Source organism: Caballeronia sp. NCF2, assembly GCF_023631205.1.
GTDB lineage: Bacteria > Pseudomonadota > Gammaproteobacteria > Burkholderiales > Burkholderiaceae > Caballeronia > Caballeronia zhejiangensis.
In genome coordinates, this window is record NZ_JALQDN010000008.1 from 1 (window position 1) to 16,956 (window position 16,956).

13 protein-coding genes are annotated in these 16,956 nt (G+C 63.5%); 9 read left to right on the forward strand and 4 right to left on the reverse strand.

The annotated features are described in order from the left end of the window. Positions 1 to 119 precede the first annotated feature (119 nt). Both NCS02_RS05185 and argA read right to left on the reverse strand, forming a co-directional pair. Positions 120 to 392: an oxidative damage protection protein gene (locus NCS02_RS05185; protein ID WP_008350541.1), complete on the reverse strand. Its 273-nt coding sequence runs from the start codon at positions 390 to 392 to the stop codon at positions 120 to 122. A 58-nt stretch (positions 393 to 450) separates the two neighbouring features. Next, positions 451 to 1,821 carry an amino-acid N-acetyltransferase gene (gene argA, locus NCS02_RS05190; protein WP_033536863.1) on the reverse strand — a complete coding sequence of 457 codons (1,371 nt, stop codon included), beginning with the start codon at positions 1,819 to 1,821 and terminating at the stop codon, positions 451 to 453. Between the two features lie 22 nt (positions 1,822 to 1,843). Between argA and hrpA the strand changes: the two genes are divergently transcribed. From hrpA to NCS02_RS05220, 6 genes are all read left to right on the forward strand, one after another. Then, complete coding sequence (gene hrpA / locus NCS02_RS05195; protein ID WP_250522905.1) at positions 1,844 to 6,301, forward strand: ATP-dependent RNA helicase HrpA; 4,458 nt, start codon at positions 1,844 to 1,846, stop codon at positions 6,299 to 6,301. A gap of 116 nt (positions 6,302 to 6,417) precedes the next feature. Continuing rightward, positions 6,418 to 7,431 (forward strand): YVTN family beta-propeller repeat protein, encoded by a 1,014-nt coding sequence (locus NCS02_RS05200; protein WP_034474119.1) that lies wholly within the window; start codon positions 6,418 to 6,420, stop codon positions 7,429 to 7,431. 81 nt (positions 7,432 to 7,512) lie between these two features. Next, positions 7,513 to 8,532, forward strand: a complete 1,020-nt coding sequence (locus tag NCS02_RS05205; RefSeq protein WP_008350532.1) for a sterol desaturase family protein — start codon at positions 7,513 to 7,515, stop codon at positions 8,530 to 8,532. Positions 8,533 to 8,608: 76 nt separating this feature from the next. After that, entirely contained in the window at positions 8,609 to 9,460 is an 852-nt protein-coding gene (locus NCS02_RS05210; protein WP_008350531.1) for an EI24 domain-containing protein, read from the forward strand. 25 nt (positions 9,461 to 9,485) lie between these two features. Beyond that, a complete protein-coding gene (locus NCS02_RS05215; RefSeq protein ID WP_008350529.1) occupies positions 9,486 to 10,304 on the forward strand; it encodes a competence/damage-inducible protein A in 819 nt (272 codons plus the stop codon). Continuing rightward, the gene (locus tag NCS02_RS05220; RefSeq protein ID WP_250434386.1) at positions 10,301 to 10,996 is read left to right on the forward strand and encodes a copper homeostasis protein CutC; all 696 of its coding nucleotides are present in this window, start codon (positions 10,301 to 10,303) and stop codon (positions 10,994 to 10,996) included. The genes NCS02_RS05215 and NCS02_RS05220 overlap by 4 nt, the downstream gene beginning before the upstream one ends. A gap of 9 nt (positions 10,997 to 11,005) precedes the next feature. Here NCS02_RS05220 and NCS02_RS05225 read toward each other — a convergent pair whose 3' ends face one another. Beyond that, positions 11,006 to 11,470, reverse strand: a complete 465-nt coding sequence (locus NCS02_RS05225) for a rhodanese-like domain-containing protein (RefSeq protein ID WP_008350527.1) — start codon at positions 11,468 to 11,470, stop codon at positions 11,006 to 11,008. Between the two features lie 346 nt (positions 11,471 to 11,816). Between NCS02_RS05225 and glnA the strand changes: the two genes are divergently transcribed. The 3 genes from glnA to ntrC all read left to right on the forward strand — a co-directional run bounded on the left by glnA (position 11,817) and on the right by ntrC (position 16,131). After that, complete coding sequence (glnA, locus tag NCS02_RS05230) at positions 11,817 to 13,232, forward strand: type I glutamate--ammonia ligase (protein WP_008350526.1); 1,416 nt, start codon at positions 11,817 to 11,819, stop codon at positions 13,230 to 13,232. 165 nt (positions 13,233 to 13,397) lie between these two features. Beyond that, positions 13,398 to 14,540 (forward strand): nitrogen regulation protein NR(II), encoded by a 1,143-nt coding sequence (gene glnL, locus NCS02_RS05235; protein WP_250519349.1) that lies wholly within the window; start codon positions 13,398 to 13,400, stop codon positions 14,538 to 14,540. 100 nt (positions 14,541 to 14,640) lie between these two features. Then, on the forward strand, positions 14,641 to 16,131 hold the full coding sequence (gene ntrC / locus NCS02_RS05240; protein ID WP_008350524.1) for a nitrogen regulation protein NR(I): 1,491 nt from the start codon (positions 14,641 to 14,643) through the stop codon (positions 16,129 to 16,131). 17 nt (positions 16,132 to 16,148) lie between these two features. On the opposite strand, the gene xth is transcribed toward ntrC, so the two are convergent. Further along, positions 16,149 to 16,931 (reverse strand): exodeoxyribonuclease III, encoded by a 783-nt coding sequence (gene xth / locus NCS02_RS05245; RefSeq protein WP_008350523.1) that lies wholly within the window; start codon positions 16,929 to 16,931, stop codon positions 16,149 to 16,151. Between the last annotated feature and the right edge of the window lie 25 nt (positions 16,932 to 16,956).

Here is a 16,956-nt window from a genome sequence, read left to right on the forward strand (position 1 = left end):
ACAGCCCGGCGCTCCGTTTACAACCACTTCTCGCTCCACAAACAAAAATGCCGTTCAGCGCTAACTGAACGGCATTAGGCCGCTCGGGCCGGTTTTTGCGATGCGATGAACGCGCGATTTCAGCTTTGCGGCGGCACGTAGCCGGACGCCGTATCGGCGCCTTCGCCGAAGAAATACTTCTCCGTCTGCTTGATCAGATACTGGCGTGCGCGCGGATCGGCCATGTTCAGCCGATTCTCGTTGATGAGCATGGTCTGCTGCTTGAGCCAGCCTTGCCAGGCTTCCTTCGAGATCGTTTCGTAGATGCGCTTGCCGAGCTCGCCCGGCAGCGGCGGGAAATCGAGTCCTTCGGCTTCCTTGCCGAGCTTCGCGCATTGAACCATTCGGGCCATTGTGAGTTTCTCCTCTGTATCGGGGGCAAAGCGCCGTTCGACGCTTCTTGGATCATGTTCAAAGCTGTTTCATCAGGACAAGCGACTTGCGCTGCCAGTTATAGAGCCGCCGGCGATCTTCGGGCAGATCGTCCACGGTCACTTTCACGAAACCGCGTTTCAGGAACCAGTGTTCGGTGCGCGTCGTCAGCACGAAAATGCGCGTCAAGCCGCGTGCGCGGGCGCGCTGTTCAATGCGCTTCAACAGGCGTTCGCCGTCGCCCGAACCTTGCGCTTCCGGCGCGACCGTCAGGCAGGCCATTTCGCCGATGCGCTCCTGTGTGTACGGATAGAGCGCCGCGCAGCCGAACAGCACGCCATCGTGCTCGATGACCGAGAAATGGTCGATGTCGCGCTCGATCTGGTGCCGTCCGCGCCGTACGAGCGTGCCGTCGGATTCGAGCGGCTCGATCAGCGTGAGAATGCCGCCGACGTCGTCGGGCGTCGCTTCGCGCAGGCTTTCGAGATTCTCGTACGAGATCATCGTGCCGACGCCGTCGTGCAGGAACAGTTCGAGCAGCACGCTGCCGTCGAGCGAATACGGAATGATGTGGCCGCGCGCAACGCCGCCGCGGCACGCGCGCACCGTATGCTTCAGATAGAACGCCGTGTCGCCCTGCAATTCGCCGCTTTCCTGCAAGCGATAAGCGTCGTCGAGCGACATTTCGCGGATCAGCTCGTTTTCCGAGTCGCCGAGACCCGGAATTTCGGTCACGAAAATGATCTTGTCGGCGCGCAGCGCAATGGCCGCGGCGGACGCGACATCTTCCATCGACAGATTGAAGGCTTCGCCCGTCGGCGAAAAACCGAGCGACGACAGCAGCACGAGCTTGTTCGACGCGAGCGACTGGCGGATGGAATCGCCGTCGATCTTGCGCACGACGCCAGTGTGCTGGAAATCGACGCCATCGAGAATGCCGACCGGCCGCGCCGTCACGAAGTTGCCCGACACCACGCTGATGTGCGCGTGCGCCATCGGCGTGTTCGGCAAGCCCTGGCTGATCGCGGCCTCGATGTCGAGACGCACTTCGCCGGCGGCTTCTTTCGCGGATTCGAGCGCGCGGGCATCCGTTATGCGCAAGCCGTGAGAGAACGACGACTCGACGCCGTGCAGGCTCAGTTGCTCGTCGAGCTGCGGACGCGAGCCGTGCACGAGCACGACGTGGATGCCCATTGCGTGCAACAGGCCGACGTCCTGCACGAGCGCGTTGAGGCGACCTTCCTGCACGAGTTCCCCGCCGAACGCGACAACGAAAGTCTTGTTTCGAAACGCGTGAATGTAGGGCGCGACGGATCGCATCCAGTCGACGAACTGGGCGTGGGGATTCGGCGCTTCGGGCTCGACTGCCGGCTGCGTCGCGGTCATCGTGAGGTCGGTTTGGGAATTCATCCCGGGATTATAATGCGACGCTATGCCGAATGTTTCTCGTCCCTCACGCCCCGATCAGGCGGGCAAGTCTCAGTCCGCCGACAAATCCCTCGATACTCAGGAGCAGTTGCGACAACTGCGTGAAAGTCTGCTGCGCGAGACGCGGGAGGGCGCGGGCACGTCCGATTCCGGCGAAGCGGCGGGTTTGAGCAAGAAGGAACGCGCCGCGCAGCGGTTCGCGGGCGGGAAAGCGGCGGCGGAGGCTCCTTCGCAACCGAAGAAGGCGGCGCAATCGAAAGAGCGGCCCGCGAAAGCGGAGGTCACGGCGCAACGTCCGCCGAAGCCGCGCGACACGGCGCAAGCTGCCACGCAAGCGCCCCCGAAACGCGAAGACGCGAGGCGTGAACAAGGTGCGCGGCCGCAGCGTCCGGCGCGCGTTCAGCAGCCGAAGCCCGTCGAAGCGCGCCAGCCGCAGCCGCAGCCGCAACCTGCGCCGCGTGTCGAACCTTCGGCCGAAACGCGCCCGCCGCGCAAACAACGCCCGGTTGAAGCACGTCCGCCGCGCGAACAACGCCCGGCTGAAGCACGTCCGTCGCACGTCGAACGCCCGGCCGAAACGCGCCCGCCTCGCGAGCAACGTCCGCCGCGCGCGCCGCGCGTCGTCACGCCGAATCCCATTCCGCCGATCACGTTTCCCGAAGCGCTGCCCGTTTCCGGCCGACGCGAGGAAATCGCGCGCGCGATCGCTGCGAATCAAGTCGTGATCGTCAGCGGCGAAACCGGCTCGGGCAAGACGACGCAATTGCCGAAGATCTGCCTCGCGCTCGGACGCGGTCTCGGCGCGGGTGGCAGCGGGCTGATCGGGCATACGCAGCCGCGCCGCATCGCCGCTTCGGCGACCGGCCGGCGCATCGCGGAGGAACTCGGCACGCCGTTCGGCGAAGTCGTCGGCTACAAAGTGCGCTTCACGGACAATCTGGCGCCCGGCGCGTCCGTCAAGCTGATGACCGACGGCATTCTGCTCGCGGAAACGCAGACCGATCCGCTGCTGACCGCCTACGACACGATCATCATCGACGAAGCGCACGAACGCAGCCTCAACATCGACTTTCTGCTCGGCTATCTGAAGGAAATCCTGTCGAAACGCCCGGATCTGAAGCTGATCGTCACGTCCGCGACCATCGACGCAGAACGCTTCGCGCGCCATTTCGGCAGCGAGGACAAGCCCGCGCCGGTGATCGAGGTGAGCGGACGGCTGTATCCGGTGGAAGTACGCTATCGGCCGATCGAAGAGGAAAGCGAGGCGATCAGGAACGCGCAGGGCACGGCGCCCAAACGCAACGATCGCAAAGCCGATCGCGATCTGATGGAAGGCATCGTCGATGCCGTCGATGAACTGTGCCGCGTCGGTCCCGGCGACGTGCTCGTGTTCCTGCCCGGCGAGCGCGAAATCCGCGATGCCGCAGAAGCGTTGCGCAAGCATCATCCGCCGCATACGGAGATCCTGCCGCTCTTCGCGCGTCTTTCCGCGCAGGAGCAGGAGCGCGTGTTCAAGCCGTCGAACGCGCGGCGCATCGTGCTCGCGACGAACGTCGCGGAGACGTCGCTGACGGTGCCGGGCATCCGCTACGTGGTCGATACCGGCATGGCGCGCGTGAAGCGTTATTCGTATCGCAACAAGGTCGAGCAACTGCAGATCGAGCCGGTGTCGCAGGCGGCGGCGAATCAGCGCGCGGGCCGATGCGGGCGCGTCGCGGACGGCGTGTGCATCCGTCTGTACGACGAAGCCGATTTCGCCGCGCGGCCGCGCTTCACCGATCCCGAAATCCTGCGCTCGTCGCTCGCGGCCGTGATTCTGCGGATGAAGTCGCTGCATCTGACGGCGATCGAAACGTTTCCGTTCATCGAACCGCCGCCGGGCCGCGCGATCGCGGACGGCTATCAATTGCTGAACGAACTCGGCGCCGTCGATGACGACAACGCGCTGACGAGTCTCGGCCGCGAACTCGCGCGCCTGCCGCTGGATCCGCGCGTCGGCCGCATGATTCTCGCCGCGCGCGATCATCATGCGCTCGCGGAAGTGCTGATCATCGCGTCGGCGCTGTCGGTGCAGGACCCGCGCGACCGTCCGATCGAGGCGCAGGAGCAGGCGGATCAGGCGCATCGGCAGTTCGTCGACGAGCGCTCCGAATTTCTGCAGTGGACGCGCATCTGGAGGTGGTTCGAGGAAGCGGTCGCGCACAAGAAATCGAACAAGCAGCTCGCGGATGCGTGTCGCGCGAATTTCCTGTCGCATCTGCGTTTGCGCGAGTGGCGCGACGTGCATTCGCAACTGCTGACGGTCGTGCGCGAGCACGGCTGGCGTCTGAACGAATCGGATGCGACCTTCGAGCAGGTGCATCTGTCGCTCTTGACGGGCCTGCTCGGCAACGTCGGTCTCAAGGCCGACGACGAGCCGCATTATCTCGGCGCGCGCGGCATCAAGTTCTTTCTTTGGCCGGGCTCGGCGCTCTTGAAGAAAGCGGGGCGCTGGGTGATGGCGGGCGAACTCGTCGAGACGAGCCGCCTCTACGCGCGCACGATCGCGAAGATCGAGCCGGAATGGCTCGAAACGGTCGGCGCGCATCTGCTGAAGAAATCGCTATCGGACGCTCATTGGGAGAAGAAGGCCGCGCAGGTCGTCGCCTACGAACGCGCGACGCTGTACGGCCTGACGGTGTATGCGCGTCGGCGCGTGAGCTTCGGCAAGCAGGACGCGAAATACGCGCGCGAACTGTTCATTCGCGGGGCGCTCGTCGAAGGCGAATTCGATACGCGTCTGCCGTTCTTCGCGCACAACCGCAAGCTCGTCGCGGACATCGAGCAACTGGAACACAAGTCGCGCCGTCAGGACGTGCTCGTCGACGATGAACTCATCTACGGCTTCTACGATTCGCTGATCCCCGAAAACATCTGGACGGGCGCGGCGTTCGAGCGCTGGTATCGCGACGAGCAGAAGAAAGAGGGCAACGACAAGCTGCTGTTCCTGTCGCGCGACGACCTCATGCGTCACGAAGCTGCCGGCGTCACGACGGATCTGTTTCCGAAGCGCATGACGATGTCGGGCATCGAAATGGCGCTGACGTATCACTTCGAGCCGGGTTCGCCGCGCGACGGCGTCACGCTGCAAGTGCCGCTTTACGGGCTGAATCAGGTCGATGCGCGCCGCGTCGAATGGCTCGTGGCCGGCATGATCAAGGAGAAGGTGCAACTGCTGCTGAAGTCGCTGCCGCAGAAGCTGCGCCGTCACGTCGTGCCGTTGCCGGAATACGCCGCGGCTTTCGCCGGGCGTCATGGCGGGCCGAAGTTCGGCGCGGGCGCGCTCGTCGAATCGCTCATCGCCGATATTCGCGAGCAGACGCAAATCGCCGTGAAAAGCGCCGATTTCAAGCTGGAAACGCTGCCCGCGCACCTGTTCATGAACCTCAAGGTGATCGACGAACACGGCCGCCAGCTCGCGATGGGCCGCAATCTCGCGCAGTTGCGCGCGGAACTCGGCGGGCAGGCGCAGCAGCAGTTCCAGAAACTGACGTCGGCGGCGGCGTTCGATGCGCTTTCCGGGGACTCCGATACGCCGCCCGCACAGCAACCGGCAAGCGAAGGAACCGCGCTCTACGAGAACCTCACGACGTGGAACTTCGGCAAGCTGCCCGAGCTGCTGGAAATCCGCCGGCGCGGGCAGACGCTCTTCGGCTATCCGGCGCTCGTCGATCGCGGCACGCATTGCGACGTCGAAGTGTTCGATTCGCCCGAGGAAGCGGTGCGTATTCATCGCGCGGGATTGCGCCGGCTTTTCGCGCTGCAGTTGCGCGAGCCGATTCGCTATCTCGAGAAAAATCTGCCGGGCCTGCGGGAGATGTCGATGCAATACATGGCGCTCGGCACGGCGGACGAACTGCGCGATCAGATCGTGGAAACGGCGCTCGATCGCGCGTGCCTGCAAGACCCGCTGCCCGACGACGACGCCAGCTTCCACGCGCGCCGCGACGCCGCGAAAGGGCGTCTGACGCTGCTCGCGAACGAAATCGCGCGGCTCGTCGGCACGATCCTCAACGAATATGCGGCGCTCGTCAAAAAGCTGGCGTCGGTGAAATCGTTCGCGTCGGCCTATGCGGACATGCAGGCGCAATTGAGCGCGCTCATCGGCAAGCGTTTCGTCATCGATACGCCGTATGCGCAGCTTGCGCATTTTCCGCGCTATCTGAAGGCGATCGCGCAGCGCGTCGACAAGCTCAAGGCCGATCCGGCCCGCGACGCGCGTCTCGCCGCCGATCTGCAGCCGCTCGCGCAGAACTATCAGCGCGCGTTATCGCAGCGCGGCGGCGTCGCGGATGCGCGGCTTGCCGAATATCGCTGGCTGCTGGAGGAATTGCGCGTATCGCTGTTCGCGCAGGAACTGCGCACGCCGATGCCGGTCTCGGTAAAACGCCTCCACAAGGTGTGGGAATCGATGCAGCGTTAGGTTTCCGCTGGAAAGACGCAAAGAATCAACGTATTGCGCAAAAAGACCTCGCTCGTCAACCCGCCGCGCGAGGCAAACGTTCTACAATGACGCCTGCCCTCCGAAGCCTACTTTTCATGCGCAATATTTTCCGTTCCGGCCGTGTGCGTGCCTTCGCCGCACGCGCAGCCATCGCAACCGGCGCCGCCTTGGTCGCTTCCGCAGCACTGGCCAACAATGTCATCGTGCTCAACTCGGCGGAAGCCACGCTGAGTCTCATCGACGAAAACACGCATCAGGTCGTCGGCACCGTGCCGACGGGCAAAGAGCCGCATCACCTGATGCCCACGCCCGACAGCTCATCGCTGATCGTTGCGAATTCGGTGTCGAACAACCTGATGTTCGTCGATCCGAAAACCGGCGCGTTCCAGCGCTGGGTGCAGGACATCGAAGATCCGTATCAGCTCGGCTTTTCGCCGGACAAGAAATGGTTCGTCTCGACGGGTCTGCGCCTCGATCGCCTCGATATCTATCATTTCGACGGCAAGAATTTGAGCGTCGCGAAGCGCCTGCCGCTCGCCACGATGCCGAGCCACATCGCGTTCACGAACGACAGCTCGACCGCGTTCATCTCGCTGCAGGTGTCCGGCGAAATCGCGGCGATCGACCTGCCGACGCAGACCGTCAAATGGAAGATGAAGGTCGGCAAGGTGCCCGCGGGCGTCTGGCTCACGCCGGGCGACAAATATCTGCTCGTCGGCATGACCGGCGCGGATTACGTGGCCGTGGTCGACTGGCGCAACCAGAAGGTCGTCAAGACCATCACGACCGGCAAGGGCGCGCACAACTTCCGCTCGATGGTCGACGGCAAGCACGTACTCGTTTCGAATCGCGTGGCGAACACGATCAGCATCATCGACGAGGACACGCTCACGAACGTCGGCGACATCACCGGTCTCTTGCCCGGCCCCGACGACATGGAACTTTCCGCCGACAAGAAGTATCTGTGGGTTACGTTCCGCTTCGCGAAGCACGTCGGCGTGATCGACCTGGCGAATCGTAAGCTGATCGAAACCATCAAGGTCGGCCGCTCGCCGCACGGCATCTACTTCTACAATCGCGCGCCGGTGACGGCGCCGAACGGGGCGTAAGCAAACAGGGCGCGCATTCGCGCCCTGTACTACGATTGAGGGATGGCCGGTCCCGGACGGCCGCACGCACCACGGAGCACCATGTTTCATTCCATTCTTTCGTCGCTGGACGGTCTCGTTTCCTGGCTTCAGACGCAGCTCTACGTCGATGTCGTGCAGCCGGTCCTGTTCAAGATCGGCATGATGGACTACGACGAAGACACCTACGACGCGCTGTACTGGGTGATCGTCGGCGTGCTCGAAGTGCTCGCGATGTACGCGATCCTGCGGCCGCTCGAAGCTTTCCGCCCGGCGGAGGAGTGGAAAGACCGCAAAGGCGTGCGCGTGGACGTGCTCTACACGTGGATCGTCAAGCTCGGCATCCTCAATCTGTTTTTCTTCTTCACGTTCCAGCCGCTCTTCGATTCGATGCAGAGCTGGCTGCGCCTCCATAACGTGCCGAATCTCGAGATCGACAACCTGTGGCCCGGCGTGACGACGCAGCCGCTCGTCACGTTCGTCATCTATCTGCTCATTCTCGATCTGGCGGGATACTGGTATCACCGGCTGGAGCATCGTTTCGGCATCTGGTGGGAATTGCACGCGGTGCATCACAGCCAGCAGAAGATGTCGCTCTGGACCGACGACCGCAACCATCTGCTCGACGACGTTCTTCAGGCGAGCTTTTTCGCGTGCGTCGCGCTCGTGATCGGCGTGGAGCCGTCGCAGTTCGTCGTGCTCGTCGCCATCACCAACTTCATGCAGAGCGTGCAGCACGCGAACATCCGCATGCACTTCGGCTGGCTCGGGGAGCGCATTGTCGTAAGTCCGGCGTTTCATCGCCGCCATCACGCGATCGGCTTCGGTCACGAAGGCACGACTTACGGTTGCAACTTCGGCGTGCTGTTCTCGTTCTGGGACATCATCTTCCGCTCGGCGTCGTTCGACCGCACCGTCGAGCCGACGGGCATTCGCGACCAGCTCGGTGCGCCGGGCGTTGCGCCCGTCCATTACGGCGACGGCTTCGTCGAACAGCACTGGCTCGCGTTCAAGCGCATCGCCGCGCGCCTTTCCGCTCGCCGTGCGGGTGCGTCCGCTTCCGACAACTCGGCGGCCGTCTGAGCGTCTCCGGTTCGACCAGCGCCCGTGCGCGGCGCTGGTTTATCCTGTCGGTTCCTTCTTCTTTTAAGAAACACGCATGAGTGACTTGCTGCGTTCGTTCGTGCGCGCGCTTGCGAACGTCTTTCATCCGCGCATGCTCTGGCTGACGCTGATGCCCTTCGGCGTCGCCACCGTGGTCTGGGGCGCGGTGCTCTGGTTCTTCTGGCAGACGCTTACCGGCGCCGCCAACGACTGGCTCAGCGCGTGGGCGCTGACCTCGTGGATGTACCGTCTCTTCGATGCCGTCGGCTTTTCGTCGCTGCACGCGGTGATCGCGCCGTTTCTCGTCGTCATCATGACGGTGCCGCTGATCGTCGTGACGGTGCTGCTGCTCATCGCCACGTTGTCGATGCCGGGCGTCGTCAAGCTCCTCACACGTCGCCCGAAAGGTCATTACTCATCGCTCGAAGAGCGGCGCGGCGGCTCGTGGTACGGCAGTCTCGGACACTCGGTCGTGACCACGGTCGTCTGTCTCGTGCTGCTCGTCGTCACGCTGCCGCTGTGGCTCATTCCGCCGTTCTTCGCCTTGATTCCGCCGCTGTTGTGGGGCTGGCTCACGTATCGCGTGATGACTTACGACGCGCTCGCGCTTCACGCGAGCGCCGACGAGCGCCGCGCGATCGTGCGCGATGCACGCTGGCCCTTGCTTGCGATCGGCATCGTGAGCGGCCTGCTCAGTTCTGTCCCGACGATGCTCTGGGCATGGTCCGTCTGGCTCTTGCCGCTCTTTCCGGTCGTCGCCGCCGTGACGATCTGGGCGTATGCGTTCATCCTCGTGTTTTCGGCGCTCTGGTTCGCGCATTACTGCCTGCACGCGCTGGAGCGCTTGCGCGCGAGCGAGCCGCAATTCCCGGCGATCACGGTCGAATCCCGCGACGTTTCACTGTAAGCACGAAAAAAGCAAAGGGGCATTCATGGGCATTGGCGTCATCATCATCGGCGACGAAATCTTGTCCGGCCGCCGCACCGACAAGCACCTGCCGAAAATCATCGAACTGCTGGGCGCGCGCGGCCTGTCGCTCGACTGGGCCGAATACGTCGGCGATGATCCCGCGCGCATCACCGCGACGCTCGCGCGCACGTTCGCATCGGGCGATATCGTGTTTTCGACGGGCGGCATCGGCGCGACGCCCGACGACCACACGCGCCAGTGCGCCGCCAAGGCGCTCGGCGTGCCGCTGGAGCTGCATCCCGAAGCGGCGGAACTGATCCGCGCGCGCATCCGCGATACGGCGGCGCAGGCAGGCAAGCCGGTCGAGCTGGAGTCACCGGAGAACTTGCATCGGCTGAACATGGGCACGTTTCCGCGCGGCGCAGAGATCATCCCGAACAGCTACAACAAGATTCCGGGCTTTTCGGTCGGCGATCATCATTTCGTGCCGGGCTTTCCGGTCATGGCCTGGCCGATGATCGAATGGGTGCTCGACACGAAGTACGCGCATCTGCATCACGCGACGCCGCATGTCGAGCGGTCGCTGCTCGTCTTCGGCCTGCCCGAGTCGCGCATCACGCCGCTGATGGTTTCGATCGAGCGCGACTTCGAGGGCGTGCGTGCGTTCAGCCTGCCGAGCGTCGGCGATGCTACGCGCGGGGCGCTTTACGAGCGCGCGCATATCGATCTGGGCGTGAAGGGCGATCCAGAGCAGGCGAACGCGGCGTTCGACGTGCTGCGCGAGGGCGTGATCGCGCTCGGCGGTGAAGTCGTGGAAGTGCCGCCGGAGGAAGCGAAGTGACGCTGCTGGAAGTGATCGCCACGACCGTCGCCGACGCGCGGGCAGCCGAGCGCGGCGGTGCGGACCGTCTCGAACTCATCACCGCGATGGGCGAGGGCGGACTGACGCCGAGCATCGGCCTGATCGAATCGGTGATCGAGGCGGTCGGGATTCCGGTGAACGTGATCGTGCGGCCGCACAGCCGCTCGTTCGTCTACGATGCCGACGACTACGCGGTCATGCTGCGCGATGTTCGCGCGATCGCGAAGACGCGCGCGAACGCGATCGTCGTGGGGATGCTGCGCGCCGATGGCTCCGTCGACACCGACGGCCTCGCGCGCGTGATCGAAGCAGCGGATGGCCTGCAGCTCACGTTTCACCGCGCATTCGACGAAACACGCGATCTGCTCGCTGCGTTCGATACGCTGCTGCAGTTCGGTGCCGTCACGAATGTGCTGACGTCGGGCGGCAAGCCTTCCGTGCTGGACGCTCAGGAAACGATTTCGAAGCTCGTCGAAAACGCGGTGGGAACGCGCTGCGCGATTCTGGCGGGCGCCGGATTGACCGTCGATGCGGTCGCGCCGTTCGTCGCATCGACGCGCGTGAAAGCGGTGCACTTTGGCTCGGGCGTGCGCGTCGATGGGAAGTCTCTGGCGCCCGTCGATGAAGCGAGGGTCAGGCGCGTGCGGACCTTGCTCGACGCGCGTGCTTGAGCAAAACCTTCAAGCCCCGATCCAGGGCAGCTTGCGGAAACACCATCCCGATACCGTTTTCCGATGCCCCTGTCCGTCCTTGTCGCCTTCGAAGCCTTCGAGCAGGTCGTACGCCTGGGCGTAGCCTTCCTTCTGCGCCGCGACCGCAGCGAGCTTCGAGCGCGCGGCGCTGCGACACAAAAACACGACAGGCGTATCCGGGGTGGCGACCTGTCGCAATTGTTCGATAAACTCGGCGTTTGGCACGGAACCGGGGTAGCGAATCCATTCGATGTGCGCGTACTGAGCGCCATCGATGGCCGGGCGGCCGACCCAATCGAGTTCGGCGCGGGTGCGAACGTCGACGAGGCGTACGCGCGGGTCGAGTTGCAGTAATTCAAATGCTTCGGCGGGTGAGAACGCGCCCGCGTAGGTCAGATTGTTTTCGGCGGCGCGTTTGCCGGCCTGGGCATACAGCTGTTCGAGCGTGCTCATGACGTATGGGTCTCCGTAGGCGCAAAGAATCATTCTAGCGTGGCGCGCAGTTTCGACGCCGCGCGCGAAATTGGTGCAAGAAGACTCGGATGCACTATAAAAGTGCTGAATAAATATCAGACAAACCGTGCTGCACTGATTTGGTGCTCGACGCGGAGACGGCGACACGAACGCCGCCATCGAAAGCGAAGTGGTTTCACCCAAAACGCGCGCTGCTTCAAGCGCTTAGCGCGAAGATGGTGCGCTTGGCACGGAAGCTGCTTTTCCATCCTCGATTGAATCGATGTACAGGATTGGTCGGGGCGGCGAAGCGATTCGCCGACTTTTGTTAATCAGGAGATAGGTAATGAGTAAATCCGTGGCCGACGTCATGCAACTCGTCAAGGACGAGGACGTCAAGTTCGTCGACTTCCGCTTCACCGACACGCGCGGCAAAGAACAACACGTTTCCGTGCCGGTCTCGGCATTCGACGAAGACAAATTTGAAAGCGGCCACGCTTTCGACGGTTCGTCCATCGCAGGCTGGAAGGGCATCGAAGCGTCGGACATGCTGCTCGTGCCGGACGCGAACACCGCCTTCATCGACCCGTTCTTCGAAGAATCGACGCTGGTTCTGTCCTGCGACGTGGTCGAGCCGGCCGACGGCAAGGGCTACGAGCGCGACCCGCGTTCCCTCGCGAAGCGCGCGGAAGCCTATCTCAAGAGCTCGGGCCTCGGCGACACCGCCTACTTCGGTCCGGAGCCGGAATTCTTCATTTTCGACTCGGTGCAGTGGAACACGGACCAGTCGGGCACGTTCGTGAAGATCGGCTCGGAAGAAGCACCGTGGTCGTCGGCGAAGGAATTCGAAGGCGGCAACACCGGCCACCGTCCGGGCACGAAGGGCGGCTACTTCCCGGTCGCTCCCGTCGACACGTTCCAGGATATCCGCTCGGAAATGTGTCTGCTGCTCGAGCAGATCGGCATTCCGGTCGAAGTGCATCACCACGAAGTGGCGGGCCAGGGCCAAAACGAAATCGGCACCAAGTTCTCGACGCTGGTTCAGCGCGCGGACTGGCTGCAGCAGATGAAGTACATCATCCATAACGTGGCGCACACGTACGGCAAGACGGCGACGTTCATGCCGAAGCCGGTCGTCGGCGACAACGGTTCGGGCATGCACGTTCACCAGTCGATCTGGAAGGACGGTCAGAACCTGTTCGCGGGCAACGGCTACGCGGGTCTGTCGGAATTCGCGCTGTTCTACATCGGCGGCATCATCAAGCATGCGCGCGCGCTGAACGCGATCACGAACCCGGGCACGAACTCGTACAAGCGCCTCGTGCCGCACTTCGAAGCGCCGGTGAAGCTGGCTTACTCGGCTCGCAACCGTTCGGCATCGATCCGTATTCCGCACGTCTCGAATCCGAAGGGCCGCCGTATCGAAACGCGCTTCCCGGATCCGCTCGCGAACCCGTACCTGTGCTTCTCCGCGCTGATGATGGCGGGTCTCGACGGCGTGCAGAACAAGATTCACCCGGGCGAAGCCGCGGACAAGAATCTGTACGACCTGCCGCCGGAAGAAGACAAGAAGATCCCGACCGTTTGCGCGGGCCTCGACCAGGCGCTCGACGCACTCGACGCGGACCGCGAGTTCCTGACGCGCGGCGGCGTGTTCACGGATTCGATGCTCGACGCATACATCGAACTGAAGACGAACGAGCTGCAGCGTTATCGTCAGGCGGTGCATCCGATCGAGTTCGAGATGTACTACTCGCTGTAAAGCAGCATGATCGAAGCGCGTTTTGTCGTGAGCAGTCCGATGAGGCGCGCGACGTGTGCTGAACAGTGATCCAAAGGGACGGCGCGCCGTCCCTTTTTTAATCGCTGCTCAGTGTCATGAAACGATAAGAAGATCGGTGTCACGAACGACCTCATCGACTGCACGATGGTGCTCAAGAATCTGATCAAGGCGCGCAAAGGCCACGCCGATGCGCTCTCCGACAATACGCAGCTCGCGACAAGCGGACTGCTGCCCGGCTTCGAGGCGCTGCCCACGAACGTGCTCGTTCTGGACGTGCGCAATCTGCGGATCGCGTATGCGAATCCATCGGCCGAAGCGATGCTGGAAATGTCGCGCAAGCAGTTGACGCAGACGAACTGGCCCGACCTCTTCGCGAACGCGGACGAGCTCGCGACCACGATCGCGTCGATCGCCGAGAACCGCTTCAATGCGACGCGGCTCGACGCGGTGCTCGAGAGGCAGAATCGCGAGCCGGTGCATGTGCATGCGATCGTCGGCTATCTCGAAGCCGCGCCGGAATACGTGCTGCTCGAACTCTTCGAGAACGAGCGACATCTGCGCACGGACCGCGAAGAGCGTATCCACGATCTCACCGCGGTCAACAAGCAGCTCATCCGCAATCTCGCGCATGAGATCAAGAATCCGCTCGGCGGCATTCGCGGTGCGGCGCAGTTGCTCGAATTCGAACTCGGCGCGCGCGAACGCGACGAACTGCGCGAATACACGCAGGTCATCATCAAGGAATCGGATCGGCTGCAGACGCTCGTCGATCGCTTGCTGGAGCCGCACCGGCATCCGCATATCGTCGGCGACGTGAACATCCACGAAGTCTGCGAGCGGGTGCGCGCGGTGATCCTCGCGGAGTTTCCGCGCGGCCTCACGATCGAGCGCGACTACGACGTGAGCGTGCCCGATCTGCGCGGCGACAAGGAACAGTTGATTCAGGCGCTGCTGAACATCGTGCGCAACGCGGCCGAAGCGCTGAAGGAACGCATCTCACAAGGCGATGCGAAGATCGAGCTGCGCACGCGCATCGCGCGCAAGGTGACCATCGGCAAGAAGCTGCACAAACTGGCACTGGACTTGCATATCACTGACAACGGTCCCGGCATCCCCAGCGAAATCCGCGACCGGATCTTCTTTCCGCTCGTATCGGGCAGGGAAGACGGCAGCGGTCTCGGCCTCACGCTCGCGCAGTCGTTCGTGCATCAGCACGATGGGCTGATCGAAGTGGAAAGCCGGCCGGGCTGTACCGAGTTCGCCATCCTGTTGCCGTTCGAGAATTGACCAGCGACTTCACGCCAAGGAACGTAGTGCCGCATGCTTTGACGCCTGACCGTTTCGACGGGCTCACACCGAACCACACGAAGACTTCTCGCCGAACGATATGAAGCCGATCTGGATAGTAGACGACGACCAATCCATCCGCTGGGTGCTGGAAAAGGCGCTCGCACGAGAAAACTTCACGACGCGCAGCTTCTCCGGCGTGCGCGACGCGCTTGCCGCGCTCGAAGGAGAAAGCCCGCAAGTGCTCGTCTCGGACATCCGCATGCCGGGCGGGTCCGGGCTGGAACTGCTGCAGACCGTGCGCGACCGCTTGCCGGGCTTGCCTGTCATCATCATGACGGCGTTCTCGGATCTCGACAGCGCAGTGGCCGCGTTTCAGGGCGGCGCCTTCGAATATCTCGCCAAGCCATTCGATGTCGACAAGGCCGTCGAGCTGATCCGCCGCGCCGTGGATGAAAGCATGCGCGGCGAAGCGTCGGTCGACGAGCGCGTGACCGAGACGCCCGAGATGCTCGGTCAGGCGCCCGCGATGCAGGACATGTTCCGCGCGATCGGCCGTCTGTCGCATTCGGCGGCGACCGTGCTCATCACGGGCGAATCAGGCACCGGAAAGGAGCTTGTCGCGCGCGCCTTGCACCGACATAGCCCACGCGCAAACGGACCGTTCATCGCGCTGAACACGGCGGCGATTCCGAAGGATCTGCTGGAGTCCGAACTGTTCGGGCACGAGCGCGGCGCGTTCACCGGCGCGCAGGCGATGCGTCAGGGCCGCTTCGAACAAGCCGAGAACGGCACGCTCTTTCTCGATGAAATCGGCGACATGCCGTTCGACCTCCAGACGCGCCTGCTGCGCGTGCTGTCGGACGGGCAGTTCTATCGCGTGGGCGGGCACAATCCGCTGAAGGCGAACGTGCGCGTGATCGCGGCGACGCATCAGAATCTCGAATCGCGCGTGCGGCAGGGCTTGTTTCGCGAGGACTTGTATCACCGATTGAATGTGATTCGGCTGCGTCTGCCGGCGTTGCGCGAACGCAGCGAGGATATCCCGCTGCTCACGCGACACTTCCTGCAGAAGAGCGCGCGCGATCTGGGTGTCGAGCCCAAGCGCGTGTCGGACGATGCACTCGCGTATCTCGCGTCGCTGCCGTTTCCCGGCAACGTGCGTCAACTGGAGAACCTGTGCAACTGGCTCACGGTGATGGCGCCCGCGCAGGTGATCGAGCAGAAGGATCTGCCGCCCGATCTCACGTCGCGTCAGGAGGTGAGCGCCGAGAGTCTCGCCGTATCGACGGATGGCGCGGTCGCGCCGGTTCCCAATGCCGTGAACGGCGCCGGATCCGCGCCGATCGCGGCGGCGCCGGCGGGCGTCGCGGCGAGCGTGTGGGAGAACGGCTTGCGCACGGAAGTCGCGCGACTGTTGCGCGAGAATTCCGCCGATGTCATGGACGAACTCGCGCGCCGTTTCGAAGCGGCGGTGATCCGCGAGGCGCTCGACTTCACGCGCGGGCGCAAGGTGGAGGCGGCGGAGCGTCTGGGCATCGGCCGCAATACGATCACGCGCAAGATTCAGGAGTTGCATCTCGACGCGTGAGCGTCGTTACGACGGGATCAGCCGATCGTCGCGATCACGGGCGCGTGGTCCGACGGCTGGTCCCACTTGCGCGGCACCTTGTCGACTTCGCATGACGTGCAGCGCGCGGCCAGTTCCGCCGACAGCAGGATGTGGTCGATGCGCAGCCCCGCGTTGCGGCGAAACGCCATCATCCGATAATCCCACCACGTAAAGAGCTTCTCGGCCTGCTCGAACTTGCGGAAGGCATCGGTCAGGCCGAGCCCGACGAGTTGCGCGAAGTGCGCGCGCTCTTCGGGCGACACGAGGTTCTGGCCTTCCCATGCTTTCGGATCGTGCACGTCGCGGTCTTCCGGCGCGATGTTGTAATCGCCCAGCAACGCGAGCTGCGGATGACGCGCCATGTCTTCGCGCAACCATTCGCGCAGTGCGTCCAGCCAGCGCATCTTGTAGGCGAATTTCTCGGAGCCGGGCGCCTGTCCGTTCGGGAAATATGCGGAGATGATGCGCACGCCGTCGATCGTCGCGGCGATCACGCGTTGCTGCAGATCTTCGAATCCGGGAATGTTGCGCACGACGCTGATTTCATCGACTTCGAAGCCCGCATCGGCGCGCACCAGAATGCCGACGCCGTTGTACGTCTTCTGCCCGGCGAACCAGCTTTTGTAGCCGGCGGCTTCGAGTTCGGCGCGGGGAAATTTCTCGTCGGGGAGCTTCAGTTCCTGAAGGCACAGCACGTCGACGCCCGAGAGCGCGAGCCAGTCGATGACATGCTGCTGGCGGACTTTGAGGGAATTGACGTTCCAGGTGGCGATTTTCATGAGTGCCCGTTTTCTTCGTAGAGCG